This window comes from Cyclobacterium jeungdonense, assembly GCF_010994275.1.
In the GTDB taxonomy this organism is placed as follows: Bacteria; Bacteroidota; Bacteroidia; order Cytophagales; family Cyclobacteriaceae; genus Cyclobacterium; species Cyclobacterium jeungdonense.
Map to the genome: position 1 here is coordinate 235,880 of NZ_WMCD01000002.1, position 14,811 is coordinate 250,690.

The 14,811-nt window shown below is 44.4% G+C and carries 9 protein-coding genes; 7 read left to right on the forward strand and 2 right to left on the reverse strand.

Going from position 1 to position 14,811, the window contains the following annotated elements:
• Window positions 1-7 precede the first annotated feature (7 nt).
• Together mutL and GKS34_RS06095 are read right to left on the reverse strand one after the other, a co-directional pair.
• Window positions 8-1,855, reverse strand: coding sequence for a DNA mismatch repair endonuclease MutL (mutL, locus tag GKS34_RS06090; RefSeq protein ID WP_163383921.1), 1,848 nt, complete (start codon window positions 1,853-1,855; stop codon window positions 8-10).
• Window positions 1,848-2,261: a hypothetical protein gene (locus GKS34_RS06095; protein ID WP_163383922.1), complete on the reverse strand. Its 414-nt coding sequence runs from the start codon at window positions 2,259-2,261 to the stop codon at window positions 1,848-1,850. Before GKS34_RS06095 ends, mutL begins: the two co-directional genes overlap by 8 nt.
• A gap of 248 nt (window positions 2,262-2,509) precedes the next feature.
• On the opposite strand from GKS34_RS06095, the gene GKS34_RS06100 reads away from it, so the two are divergent.
• From GKS34_RS06100 to lpdA, 7 genes are all read left to right on the forward strand, one after another.
• Entirely contained in the window at window positions 2,510-5,479 is a 2,970-nt protein-coding gene (locus GKS34_RS06100) for a serine hydrolase domain-containing protein (protein WP_163383923.1), read from the forward strand.
• Window positions 5,480-5,541: 62 nt separating this feature from the next.
• Window positions 5,542-6,684: an N-acetyl-alpha-D-glucosaminyl L-malate synthase BshA gene (bshA, locus tag GKS34_RS06105; RefSeq protein ID WP_163383924.1), complete on the forward strand. Its 1,143-nt coding sequence runs from the start codon at window positions 5,542-5,544 to the stop codon at window positions 6,682-6,684.
• Between the two features lie 142 nt (window positions 6,685-6,826).
• Window positions 6,827-7,456, forward strand: a complete 630-nt coding sequence (locus GKS34_RS06110; protein ID WP_163383925.1) for a sterol desaturase family protein — start codon at window positions 6,827-6,829, stop codon at window positions 7,454-7,456.
• Between the two features lie 132 nt (window positions 7,457-7,588).
• On the forward strand, window positions 7,589-8,407 hold the full coding sequence (locus GKS34_RS06115) for a Rossmann-fold NAD(P)-binding domain-containing protein (protein WP_163383926.1): 819 nt from the start codon (window positions 7,589-7,591) through the stop codon (window positions 8,405-8,407).
• 303 nt (window positions 8,408-8,710) lie between these two features.
• Entirely contained in the window at window positions 8,711-11,503 is a 2,793-nt protein-coding gene (locus GKS34_RS06120) for a 2-oxoglutarate dehydrogenase E1 component (RefSeq protein ID WP_163383927.1), read from the forward strand.
• Between the two features lie 87 nt (window positions 11,504-11,590).
• Window positions 11,591-13,150 carry a 2-oxoglutarate dehydrogenase complex dihydrolipoyllysine-residue succinyltransferase gene (gene odhB, locus GKS34_RS06125; protein WP_163383928.1) on the forward strand — a complete coding sequence of 520 codons (1,560 nt, stop codon included), beginning with the start codon at window positions 11,591-11,593 and terminating at the stop codon, window positions 13,148-13,150.
• Between the two features lie 63 nt (window positions 13,151-13,213).
• Window positions 13,214-14,611, forward strand: a complete 1,398-nt coding sequence (gene lpdA / locus GKS34_RS06130; RefSeq protein WP_163383929.1) for a dihydrolipoyl dehydrogenase — start codon at window positions 13,214-13,216, stop codon at window positions 14,609-14,611.
• Window positions 14,612-14,811 lie beyond the last annotated feature (200 nt).

Sequence of the window (14,811 nt, forward strand, 5' to 3'; positions counted from 1 at the left end):
TACTTAATCAATAGAAAAATTGCTCTATTTTGTTTACATCTAATTTAACAAAGGTCTTTATGCCCTCCGGACTGTAATTTGGATTTTGGCAGGCAAATAATTGTCCAGCCAGATTTTCCATTTCCTGGGTTTTCAACAAATCCCCTTTTTTAATTGCCGTTTTCTTAGCCAAGGATCTTGCCAGATTTTCCTTTCTCCCGAGCGAAAGTTCATTTTTAAAATGTTTGAATTGCTCCAGCAATTCTTCAAATAACACTTTTTCACTGGATATCGAAATATCTGCCGGAACCCCGTTAATCAATAGAGAATGCTGGCCAAAAACCGTCAACAGAAACCCCAAATCACTTAGTTCTTCTTTTAAATCCATCACCAGCGCAAAATCTGCAGGACTCAACGTAATAGTTTGTGGAAAAAGGCATTGCTGAGAAGCTCCTCCGGAATGTTCTAGCTGCCGGAAATAGCGTTCGTACAATATGCGCTGATGAGCTGCCTGTTGGTCAAAGATAAGTAATCCAGAGGAAGTCTGCGCTATAATGTAAGCTTGTTCTACCTGAAAGGTCTTTCCGTATCCCATGGATACTTCCCGGGAAGGCGATTGGGAGTCCTCCTTTTCATTTGCTTTACTGGGAAAGGTCATCAACTGCCCCTCTTCCGGATCGCCTTTATCCGGGTCAAATTGTAGGGCACGGTCCTCCGGATTCTGGCGAAATAGCTGCTCCCAACCCTTGGCATTTTTGTTTGCCAACGCAGGCCCTCTGTATGTCCGGTAATCGTTTTCAGCTCCTATTTCCTGTCTTTTCGCTCCATCGGCACTCCAGTTGTCGGTTAAATTCACATCCATGCTAAAATCAATCATGGGGACTACATGATGTGCTCCCAGGGCTTGTTTGACTGCAGATCGGACTACTCCGTAAATGGTTCGTTCATCGTCAAACTTGATCTCGGTCTTGGTAGGATGGACGTTGATGTCAATGTGTTTGGGATCTATTGTCAGAAACAACACGTAAAACGGGTGTTGATCGGAGCTGATCAGGGCTTCAAACGCATTTTGCACGGCATGGGCCAGGTAGTTACTTTTAATAAACCGATTATTGACAAAAAAGTATTGCTCCCCCCTGGTCTTTTTGGCTTGTTCTGGTTTTCCAATATACCCTTTTATGGAAATATGGGGTGATTCTTCCTGGCAAGCAATGAGTTGATTCCGATATTGCTTGCCAAAAATTCCGATTATTCTTTTGCTGAGTTTTCCTTCGGTCAGGTTAAAGAGTTCCAGGTCATTTTGAAAGAATGAAAAGGCTACTTCCGGATAAGCCAGCGCTACGCGCTGAAACTCCTCGACCAAATGTCGGGTTTCAACGGCATGGGACTTTAGGAAATTTCTTCGGGCTGGTACATTGAAAAACAAATTCTTGACTGAAATAGAAGAACCGTCGCGAAAAACCACCGGCTCCTGCTTTTTCACCATAGATCCTTCAATGACGATGCAGGTTCCCAATTCGTCTTCTGCGCGTTTGGTCCTCATTTCTACCTGTGCCACAGCAGCGATAGACGCCATGGCCTCTCCTCTGAATCCATGAGTTCGGATGGCAAACAGGTCATCTGATTTTCTGATTTTGGAGGTCGCATGCCTTTCAAAACACATCCGTGCATCGGTGATGGACATCCCCATGCCGTCATCCACTACCTGAATCAACGATTTACCACCGTCTTTTACCACCACGGAAATGTTCTTTGCCTTGGCGTCAATGGCATTTTCCAATAATTCTTTCAAAGCAGAAGCCGGGCGCTGCACCACCTCGCCAGCGGCAATTTGATTGGCAATCGCATCAGGCAATAGCTGAATCAGGTCATTCATTCGCTTTTTTGGGTTTTAATTTAAACAAGCCAATGAGTAAGGCCACTGAGACTCCCAGGTATAACACGTAATAGAAAAAATCGGGACCCAGGTACAGGTACCCTCCGAAGCCTCCAACCAGCAGAACAAAAATGATCGTTCGCATCAAGCCGGCACTTTGCATCACTGAAGAGGGCTGCTTTTTGATAGGGCTTCCACTTGTGAACGCACCCCTGATACTGGATCCGTGACGGTACCCCCTATCCTCCTTCAATTTTTGTTCGGATTCAAGAACTCCTCTGGCTTCCAATTCCCTTTTGATGCTTTGCGTTCTTTGATCAATTTCTTCTCTTACAGGATCGTAATGCCTTGGATTTATTTGAAATCTTCTGGGTTGGTTGGTCCGGAATATAGATGGAAATTTCATGGTTGTAAAGGTTGAATGCCCGTGATTTGCCAGCGTAAATTACCTCAGGTTTTCTCTTGCCCTGAAGGTCAAACCAAAAGAGTCTGAAACCGAACTTACTTAACTATTGTTTTTTGAATAAAATAAATTCTGCTCATCACTTTTAAGTAGGTAGCTGATCGGAATTTATGTAATTTTGATTAACTCTTTAGCCTAATTGACTGCAAAGTTATTCTTATTATTATAATCAATAAAATTTTAACACCCCCATGTGTCAAAAAGTTTATACATTGTCTTTTTGTTTCCTGTTGCTGCTAGCTTCGATTACCGGTGATGGGTTGCGTGCCGCTTCCGATCCTTTTCCCAACGAAAACACCCCTAAACAGCAGCATTGGGTTGACAGTATTTTTAATTCACTGACTTTTGAAGAAAGGTTAGGGCAACTATTTATGGTGGCAGCCTATTCGAATAAAGGCCCGGAACACAAAGAGGAACTTTCTCGCCTGATCCGCGAGGAAAATTTGGGAGGCTTGATATTTTTCCAGGGAGGTCCTGTCCGACAGGCCCATCTGACCAACCATTACCAGGATCTGGCTAAAACTCCCCTTTTTATAGCCATGGATGCTGAGTGGGGCATGGGCATGCGCCTGGACAGCGTCTTGCAATTCCCAAAGCAAATGACACTGGGTGCGGCCACAGATGATGGATTGGTATACCAAATGGGTCAGGAAATCGCAAGGCAGTTTAAGGAAATGGGCATGCATATTAATTTTGCCCCGGTAGTAGACGTCAACTCGAATCCGGAGAACCCGGTTATTGGTTACCGGTCTTTTGGTGAACAAAAAAACCTGGTTAGTAGAAAATCCCTGGCCTATATGAAAGGCATGCAGGATAATGGCGTAATGGCCAATGCAAAACACTTTCCGGGACATGGGGACACCAATGCGGACTCTCACTATACCACTCCTGTAATTTACAACAGTAAGGAACGGATTTTGGATATTGACTTATATCCCTATCGGGAGCTAATCGATGGGGGATTAATGAGCATCATGGTAGCCCACCTGCATATCCCCAGTCTGGGAAGTGAAGCAAACCTTCCTACCACCCTGTCACCAAAGGTCGTCACCGAATTACTGAAGGAAGAAATGGGATTTAAGGGGCTGATTTTCACAGATGCCCTAAATATGAAAGGGGTCAGCAACCTGTACAAGCCTGGGCAGGTGGACTTAAAGGCCCTGCTAGCTGGGAATGATATCCTGCTTTATGCGGAGGATGTACCCAAGTCCAAAGCCCTTATTCTGGAAGCAGTGGAATCCGGAATAATAACCAAGGATGAAATAGATCTTCGTATACGAAAAATACTGCATGCCAAATACTGGGCCGGATTGCATCAAAAACAAGAGGTTGCTACTCAAAAACTGGTAGAAAGGATCAGTAATTTTGGAACGCAGGCACTGATAGAACAGCTCTATGCTGCTTCCATCACGGTAGTAAACAACCAGGAACAAGCCATCCCAGTGAGGCATCTGGACATGGAACATATGGCATCCCTTACTCTTGGAGGCAGGGGAGAAACGTTTAAAAACTATCTGGATAAATACACTGAATTCACTCATTTCACTTTACGTTCCAACAGTAATAGGGACAATTACGCTGCAATGGAGCGAAACTTGAAGGATTTCGGCACCATAGTAGTAGGCGTGATGGGCATGAGCAATAACCCTAGGAGAAACTTTGGATTAAATACGGAGGAAATCGAGTTCATTAACCGTTTACAGAACGACCACACGGTTATCACAGTGGTTTTCGGTAATGCCTATGCAGCAGGAAATTTCAAGGACCAGGAAAATCTGATTTTAGCCTATGAGGAAAATGATTTCACGGAAAGCCTTGCGCCGCAGGTAATTTTTGGGGGAAGAGCAGCAACAGGAAGACTCCCTATTAGTACCACGCAAGCCTGGAGTCAGGGGCACGGCATAGGCACACCGCATCTGGACCGATTGGCCTACAGCACCCCCGAAGCCCAGCAAATGGACAGCAGGGTGTTAATACAAATTGATGACCTGATGGAGAAGGCTATTTCAACGAGAGCTACACCTGGAGGCACCGTTCTCGTCGCTAAAAATGGTGCGGTGGTCTTCGAAAAATTCTATGGACACCTGGATTACGATCAGAACTTGCCCGTCACGGACAAAACCATGTACGATCTGGCTTCTCTTACCAAGGTTTTGGCTACCACGCAAGCCATCATGTTTTTAGAAAACCGGGGATTTATTGATTTGGATGAACCGTTACAAACATACCTTCCAGAACTCAAAGGAACCAACAAAGCCCCGCTACACATCCGGGATATTTTGACCCATGAAGCCGGCTTGGTCCCTTACATACCCCATTTCACCAATACCCTGGAAGGGACCGAATGGAAGAAAGAATACTATAGCAATGAAAGGAAGTCCCCGTATACCATTCCTGTAGCCAAGGGGGTTTTTGCTCATCATGCCCTGCCGGACAGTGTATGGAAATGGACCCTTGCATCCAATCTGAGGTATGCCCGACCCAGAAACGGGAGATACAGTTATCGGTATTCAGACGTGGGCATGTACCTGCTACACCGCTTGATTGAGACCCGGGTAAACCAACCTATGAATGAATTTTTGGAACAACATTTTTACGATCCATTGGGTATGTACCGGTTTGGTTATTTACCCCTGCAAAAATTCGATCCAAATGAAATAGCTCCTACGGAAGACGATCGAATATTTAGAAAAACCCTGGTCCAGGGATACGTTCATGACCCCGGAGCAGCATTATATGGCGGGGTGGCAGGTCACGCGGGACTTTTTGGCACGGCAAATGACCTGGCCAAAATGATGCAGATGATGCTTCAAGGCGGAAAATATGGTCCGGTAGAACTTCTTAGTTCGGAAACGATAGAAAAATTCACCCGCAAACAATCGTTTCGAAGCCGACGTGCATTAGGCTGGGACAAACCGGACCCGGAAAAAGACAAAGGGCCCACCGGTAATCTGGCTTCCTTAAGTACGTTTGGCCACACCGGTTTTACAGGCACCGCTGCCTGGGCCGATCCGGAAAACCAGTTGATTTATGTTTTCCTATCCAACAGGGTGCATCCCGACGCAGGAAACAACCGCCTGCTACGAGAAAACATTCGTTCAGATATTCAAGACATTATCTATAAATCCATAAAAAGTGAGTTCCTTTTGGCTGGAAAATGAACAAAACAATATAGTTAGTGTGTTGATCAGGGATAAAATAGACTTCACAAAAATCTTATAGGATGAAAATCGGGATCGTCTGTTACCCCACCTTCGGTGGCAGCGGAGTAGTCGCAACTGAATTAGGCAAAGCGCTAGCCGCTAAAGGTCATCAGATTCATTTTATTACCTACAGCCAACCAACCAGACTAGATTTTTTTAGCGAAAATCTCTTTTACCACGAGGTGGATATAAAGAGCTACCCACTTTTTGAACATGCCCCTTACGAACTGGCACTGGCCAGCAAAATGGTAAACGTAGTAAAATACGAACAATTGGACTTGCTTCACGTTCATTACGCGATTCCCCATGCTTCTGCGGCCTACATGGCCAAACAAATTTTAAAGCGGCAGGGAATTATCATTCCGGTAATGACTACCTTACATGGCACAGACATTACGCTAGTGGGAAAAGACCCAAGCTATGAACCCGTTGTCACCTTCAGCATCAATGAATCGGATGGCGTAACAGCCGTGTCGGAAGACCTAAAAAAAGACACCTTGCTGCATTTTGATGTAGACAATCACATAGAAGTTATCCCCAATTTTATTGACCTGAACCGATTTAAAAAACAAAAGAAAGAACATTTTAAGCGGGCCATTTGCCCACATGATGAAAAACTCATGGTGCACACCTCCAATTTCCGCAAAGTGAAACGGGTGGATGATGTGATCCGGGTTTTTTTTGAAGTACGAAAGGCCATCCCATGCAAACTTTTACTGGTCGGGGATGGTCCGGAAAGAGATAAAATGGAAAGGCTATGCCGACAACTGGGTACCTGCGATGATATCCGATTTTTGGGTAAATTGGAGGCTGTAGAAGAAGTGCTCTCTGTTGCAGATCTGTTTATCATGCCTTCCGAAAAAGAAAGTTTCGGATTGGCCGCTTTGGAAGCCATGGCCTGTGAAGTTCCCTTGTTGACCAGTAATGTTGGCGGAATTCCAGAATTGAATATTAATGGAGAAACCGGTTTTTTATGCGAAGTCGGAAATATCGAAGAAATGACCGAAAAAGCACTCATTATTCTGGACGATAAAAACCTTCCTGTTTTTAAAAAAAATGCCCTTGCCAGAGCCAAGAAATTCGATGTTTCTGCAGTTTTACCCTTATACGAGGCATTTTACACAAAAACGATAGAAAATACGTTGCTTGCGCAAAATCAATGATTAAAATCAGGTATGTTTTTTGCTTTTTTTGAAACCAGCTGCGGTCCTCAATACGTTAAATTGACAAATAATACCAAATGATGGTTTTAATGCCTACATTAGTTAGTAAAAGAACGCACATTGACCAAAAGTTATATAAAGAATGAAAAAAATTGGAAGATTGGATCGGCCAGATAATAACGGTTCCGCCAAAATGTTTACCAATCCAGTTTTGGAAAAACTTAGCAGAACCCATATCAGCATACCCATCGCCATTTTTATAGGTGTAGGTGTTTTTTCGCTGTATTTTGGAGTTTTTACATCCACCATCTCCTTCTGGACAGGAGCAGGATTACTATTGAGTGGCTTTTTGTTCTTTACGTTCGTGGAATACCTGTTGCACAGATATCTTTATCACATGGTACCCGATACCCACTGGAAGGACAAATTGCAGTATTCCGTCCATGGGGTACACCACGACTACCCGAAAGACAAAGACCGGCTGGCCATGCCTCCTCTTATTTCCAGCCTATATGCGGTTATCCTATATTTCCTTTTTGATTTCATCATGGGAGAGATGGTTTTTTATTTTCTTCCTGGATTTTTATTGGGTTACGCGCTGTACCTGGGGGTCCATTATACAGTCCACGCTTACCAGCCGCCAAAAAATTTCCTAAAAATTTTATGGGTCAATCATGCCATTCACCATTACAAAGACCCAGACGTAGCATTTGGGGTTAGCACCCCGCTTTGGGATTATGTATTTGGCACTGCTCCGAAAAACACTAAATAAAAAGCACTTTATCGCCAATACACTGGGGCTGAATTTGATCATTCATAAAGGTGTTTGTGATGGTCTTTTCAAAATGGGTCAAATCATCAATCCCGATTTCTAAAGAAATTGCTCATTTTTTCAACACTATTAATGACGACGATAAGTATAATTGGATTAGGTTGGTTGGGACTGCCTCTCGCCAAATTTCTTCAGCAGAAAGGGTTTTCGATAAAGGGAAGTACCCGAAACCTAAACAAAAAGGAGCAACTGGATCGTCAGGGAATTGTGGCGGACCAACTGTCTCTAAATCCCGACCTGGAGGGAACCTTTCCCTCCAGGCTTTTTGAGACAGATCTATTATTTATTAATATCCCTCCAGCTCGCCGCACCAAGTCAGATGATTTTCATCCGCAGCAAATTCAGTACCTTAAGCAAGTAATCAGGGAATTTGGCATTGGAAAAGTAGTGTATGTGAGTGCTACCTCCGTTTACCCCAGCCAAAACCAAATCGCCAGAGAAACTGATCCACTTACTGCGGAAACTACGGGTAACCCCGCTTTATGGCATGCCGAGCGGCTTTTGTGGGAAGAAAAAACCTATGACCTTTCGGTTATTCGGTTTGGAGGACTATTGGGGGATGACCGCGTTCCAGGAAGGTATTTCTCCGGAAAACAAGAAGTTCCCGGGCACCCTCCGGTCAATTACATTCACCGAAAAGATGCGGTCCAGGCCATTTATTGGCTAATCGACCAACATCTCTGGAATGAAACATTTAACATTGTCAGCCCCGAGCACCCCGCTAAAAAAGTCCTTTTCGAAAAAAATGCAGCAGAACTAGGCTTTCCGCCTCCTGCCAGTTATGAAAGTCCTCCTGCGCAAAAATGGAAAGAAATTTCCAGTGAAAAATGGCAGCAAACCGGTTTTCAGTTTGAATATCCAAACCCTTTGGATTTTTCCTATTTCGGATAAAGATGCCAGGCATTCATTTCCCGACCCACGATCCCCTTCGGGTTTATTACCCCGAAATCAGCCCATTTCTGAAAATCTTATCTTTTTTTGACTCAATCCTAGTCCTGATATCAAGGAATTCAGAATCAACTTTTACGAAAGACATAAGAAAAAAAGGATATACTACCATATTTATAAATACAAACTATTATATGGACACCAAAAAACGGAAATGCTGATTATCAGTAATATTTGTATAACCGCATATGCGGTTTTTATTAAATAACATAATGACTTAATTTTGATTTCTGAACATATCAAACTATGGATAAATATTCTTATATCTCCAATGCCCATGTAGCCTATATCGACGAGCTTTATGAAGATTACCGAACGGACCCAGAATCCGTTGACAGCAGTTGGAAGGCATTCTTCGATGGATTTGAATTTGCAATAAACAAATACGGGGAAGATGAAAATGGTGGTGCCGAAGCAGGGAGCAGTACTGCCATTAATGGCAACCTGGCTACCAAAGGCACCATCATGGACATGGAGCGATTGCCAAAGGAAATAAAAGTCAGAGCGCTGATCCATGCCTACCGTTCCCGGGCGCATTTGCGCTCCAAAACCAATCCGGTAAGGGAAAGAAGAGACCGGAAGGCGCTTTTGGATTTGGATGATTTTGGGTTAGATAAGAATGATCTGGACACTGTATTCCAGGCCGGGAACGAGATCGGTATAGGTGATGCCAAGCTATCCAAAATCATTGAATCCCTGAAAATCATCTATGAAGGATCCATGGGGTTTGAATACCTCTACATACGCGATCCCGAAATGCTGGATTGGTTTCGGATCAAAGTAGAAAAGGAAGCCCTGGAATTCAATCCTCCTCTGGAGGATAAAAAGAGAATCTTATCCAAGCTGAATGAGGCTGTTGTCTTTGAAAATTTTCTCCATACCAAGTATTTGGGACAAAAGCGATTTTCATTGGAAGGTGGAGAGAGCACCATCCCTTTTTTGGATGCCCTTATCAATAAAGCGGCTGATCTGGGAGTGGATGAAGTGATGATCGGAATGGCCCACCGGGGGCGTCTGAATGTCCTGGCAAACATCATGGGAAAAACCTATGAGCAAATCTTCTCGGAATTTGAGGGAACGGCAAAACCGGACCTGACCATGGGGGATGGGGATGTGAAGTACCATATGGGGTTTTCTTCCGAGGTTCCTGCTAAAAACGAAAAGCTGATGATCCTGAAACTGGCGCCAAACCCCTCCCACCTGGAAGCGGTCAACCCAGTAGTAGAAGGCTTTGTACGTGCTAAAATCGACGACCATTACCAGGGTGACGAAGACAAAATGATTCCGATCCTGATTCATGGCGATTCCGCCGTAGCTGGACAAGGAATCGTGTATGAAGTTACCCAAATGGCGAATCTAAAAGGCTATTATACCGGTGGTACTATACATTTCGTTATCAATAACCAGGTAGGGTTTACGACGGATTTTGACGATGCCCGAAGTTCCATTTATTGTACGGATGTAGCCAAGATCATTGATGCCCCGGTCATTCATGTGAATGGAGATGATCCGGAAGCGGTGGTTTATGCTGCCAAACTTGCTGTTGAATTCCGCCAGAAATTCAATCAGGACATTTTTATAGACATGGTCTGCTACCGAAGACACGGTCACAACGAATCGGATGAACCCAAATTTACGCAGCCGGAATTATACAATCTGATTTCCAAACACCCCAACCCAAGAGAGATTTATAATAAAACCTTACTCGAAAGGGGGCAGGTAGACGCGAAGCTGGCCAAGCAAATGGATAAAGAGTTTCGGCAACTGCTTCAGGATCGATTAAATATGGTCAAAGAAAAACCCTTGCCCTATACCTTTTCCCCTTTTGAAAAAGCATGGAAAGCGTTAGAAAGGGCCAAACCGGAGGATTTTGAGAAATCCCCGGAAACGGCCATTCCTCTGGAATATATTGAAAAAGTCGCCGAAGCACTTACCTATCTGCCAAAAGGCTTTAAACCCATCAAGCAGATTGAAGCCCAGCTTAAGCAACGAAAGGAAATGTTTTTCCAAACCAAAACCCTGAATTGGGCGGCGGCGGAGCTATTAGCCTATGGATCCTTGCTTTTGGATGGCAAAACCGTTCGAATTACCGGTCAGGATTGCCAACGGGGCACCTTTTCCCATCGGCATGCGGTAGTACACGACGCCAACACCAACAAGCCACATAATTCCCTGAAAGAACTCAAAGAAAGTAAAGGGAAATTTTACATTTACAATTCACTGTTATCAGAATACGCTGTTTTGGGCTTTGAATACGGGTATGCCATGGCAAACCCGAATGCACTGACGGTCTGGGAAGCCCAGTTTGGTGACTTTGCCAACGGTGCCCAAACCATGATCGACCAATTCATCACCTCAGGGGAATCCAAGTGGCAAAAAATGAATGGATTGGTCATGCTTTTGCCTCATGGGTATGAAGGGCAGGGTCCGGAACATTCCAATGCCCGACCGGAACGTTTTCTTCAGTTGGCAGCAGAGTACAACGTAATCGTTGCCAATATCACGGAACCCTCCAACTTCTTCCATTTGTTGCGACGTCAACTGGCGTGGAATTTCAGAAAGCCCTGCATTGTCATGTCTCCCAAATCTCTGCTACGACATCCTAAAGTAATGTCCCCGATTGCAGAATTCACCAAGGGTGGATTTCGGGAAGTCCTGGTAGACGATCAGGTCGATGTAAAAAAAGTAAAACGCATCGTCCTTTGTTCGGGAAAGATCTATTACGACCTAATTGAGATGCGGGAAAAAGAAAAGGTAGAAGATGTGGCTATCATTCGCCTGGAGCAAATCCACCCACTTCCCAAAAACCAGCTATTAGATGCCGTAAATAAATACGGAAAGAAAGCCGAAACCATTTGGGTTCAGGAGGAGCCGGAAAACATGGGCTACTGGGCCTTTATTGTCAGGAATTTATTTAAAGATCTCAACATGGATGTCATAGCCCGAAAGCCAAGTGCTTCTCCCGCTACCGGCTATCATAAGGTCCATCTGGAAGAACAAAAGCAAATTTTGGAAAAAGCTTTAAAAATTAATTCTTAATTTCCCTTTTCATTTTCAGTTTATAACATTAATCGAGATAAATGCTAACCGGAACTTATGCATGATCCGGTAAAAATCAAATAACCGATGAGTATAACAATCAAAGTGCCTGCCGTGGGCGAATCCATCACTGAGGTTACTGTAGGGCAGTGGTTTAAAAATGATGGCGATATTGTAGAAATGGATGAAGTTCTATGTGAATTGGAATCTGACAAAGCTACTTTTGAGTTGACTGCGGAAGCGGCGGGAACGCTACACACAAAAGCTGAAGAAGGGGATACCCTGGAAATAGGAGCAGTCATTTGTGAAATCGATCCGGAAGGAACAGAATCCGCTGCATCCCAAAAACCAGCTGAAGAAGAAACCAAACCCTCCGGAAAAAGTGAAAAAGGCCCGAAAAAATCCGGGGAAGTTAAAGAAATGAAGGTCCCCACAGTGGGCGAATCCATTACCGAGGTAACGCTGGCGACCTGGCTCAAAGAAGATGGCGATCATGTATCCCTTGACGATATTATCGCTGAAGTGGATTCCGATAAAGCTACCTTTGAACTCCCGGCAGAAGCAACCGGTATATTAAGGCAGGTAGCGAAAGAAGGAGATACCCTGGAAATAGGGGGACTGATATGTAAAATTGAGGTAACGGACGGAGTTCCTGATGAAGACGAGGGAAAAACGCACGAAAAAAGCAAGCAGGAATCCGACCATGCTGGTGGCAAAAAGGACGGAAATTATGCCACCGGCCATGCTTCACCTGCTGCATCAAAAATTTTGGCCGAAAAAGACATCGATCCCAAATCAGTAAATGGCACGGGCAAAGATGGTCGTATCACCAAAGACGATGCGCTTAAAGCTGAGAAACCGAAAGCAACACCAAGCCCCGGCAAATCTCCATCAGCTGAAAAGGATAAATCTGAGCAACCACCTGTTGCGTCAGCTAAAAAGGGAACGCGTGATAGCCGGAGGGAGAAAATGAGTTCGCTTAGAAAAACCATCTCCCGGCGCCTGGTTTCGGTAAAAAATGAAACGGCCATGTTAACCACCTTTAACGAGGTAAACATGAAACCCATCATGGATCTGCGAAAGCAATATAAAGATAAATTTAAAGAGCGGTATGAAGTAAATCTGGGCTTCATGTCTTTCTTCACCAAAGCGGTATGTATCGCCTTGAAGGAATGGCCTGCAGTCAATGCTCAAATAGATGGCAATGAAATCATTTACCATGATTTCTGTGACGTTTCCATTGCCGTATCCTCCCCCAAAGGGCTGGTAGTTCCGGTGATCCGAAATGCAGAGCAACTTTCATTTGCAGAGATTGAAAAAGAAGTGGTACGACTGGCGATTAAGGCGAGAGAAGGCAAACTGACCATTGATGAAATGACCGGAGGCACCTTTACCTTAACTAACGGGGGGATCTTTGGATCCATGATGTCCACACCAATCATCAACGCTCCGCAAGCCGCCATTTTGGGTATGCATAATATTGTGGAAAGACCAATGGCTGTGAATGGTGAAGTTCAGATTCTTCCCATGATGTACCTGGCTCTCTCATACGATCATCGAATTATTGACGGAAGGGAATCGGTAAGTTTTCTGGTGCGTGTGAAAGAACTACTGGAAGATCCTTCCCGATTATTACTAGGTATTTAACTTTTTCTCACGTACTCCTGCCCAGACACGTCGTTAAGGCAGGGACTTAAACCACGATCAAGTATGTATGATTTAATCGTAATCGGTTCCGGACCAGGTGGTTATGTAGCTGCTATCAGGGCTGCTCAACTTGGCCTGAAAACCGCCATAATCGAAAAATATTCCACGCTTGGAGGCACCTGTCTGAACGTCGGCTGTATCCCATCCAAAGCCTTGCTGGACTCGTCCGAGCATTACCACAATGCGGCCCATACCTTCAAAAATCATGGCATCGACCTGAAGGACTTGAAAGTGAACTTCAAACAAATGATCGAAAGGAAGCGGGAGGTTGTCAAGCAAAATGTGGAAGGTATCCAGTACCTGATGAAAAAAAACAAAATTGATGTTTTTCAGGGGTTAGGGTCTTTTAAAAATAAAAACACAGTAAGCATCGCCAAAGAGGATGGTAAAAAGGAAGAGATTGAAGGTAAAAACATTCTCATCGCTACCGGCTCCAAGCCTGCCAGCTTGCCTTTCATCTCGCTGGACAAGGAAAGAATCATCACGTCCACCGAGGCACTTGAGCTAAAAGAGGTACCCAAGCATTTGATTATCATTGGAGGAGGCGTTATTGGTTTGGAACTGGGTTCTGTATATGCAAGACTGGGAGCTAAGGTTTCGGTTGTTGAGTACCTGGACAGCATTATCCCCACCATGGACAAAACTATGGGCAAAGAACTCCAAAAATCCCTCAAAAAGTTAGGAATGGAATTCTACCTCAAGCACAAAGTGACCGGAGTAGAAAAAAAGGGCAAAGAAGTGACCGTTACGGCCCAGACTTCGAAAGAGGAAACAGTGAATCTCAAAGGAGATTATGTACTGGTCTCCATCGGAAGGAAACCCTATACCGAAGGTTTGAATACAGAAGCTGCCGGTGTAAAAGTGAATGATAAGGGTCAGGTAGAAGTAGACGAACACCTTAAAACATCGGCAGACAACATCTACGCTATCGGAGATGTGGTAAAAGGGGCCATGCTTGCCCACAAAGCAGAAGAAGAGGGCGTTTTTGTAGCTGAGAAACTGGCAGGTCAAAAGCCGCATATCAATTATTTGTTGATCCCCGGTGTGGTTTACACCTGGCCGGAAGTAGCTTCTGTGGGCTACACAGAAGAACAGCTCAAGGAAAAGGGTGTTAAATATAAAAGCGGAAAATTCCCCTTCATGGCTTCTGGCAGAGCTAGGGCCAGCGGAGATACCGACGGGCTTGTAAAAGTGATGGCAGATGCGGAAACGGATGAAATTTTAGGGGTGCATATGATCGGACCCCGTACTGCAGATATGATAGCGGAAGCAGTGGTGGCCATGGAATACAGGGCCTCTGCTGAAGACATTTCCCGAATGTCCCACGCCCATCCTACTTATACGGAAGCTTTTCGAGAAGCTTGCCTGGCAGCTACGGATAACCGGGCACTTCATGTGTAAAATTCCCGACTTTGATCAAAAGCCCTTGACCCAATCAAGGGCTTTTTTTTATAATCCATTCAAAGACTAAGCATCAAGAATCTTTGGGAAAGTGACCTGTCAAAATAAAAACCCTTAAAATTCCAACTATCGAACTTCTCCCCTTCAAAATGAATTACAGAAAAGTAATTTCGAGCCTGGAGACTTATCTCAACTGGTGA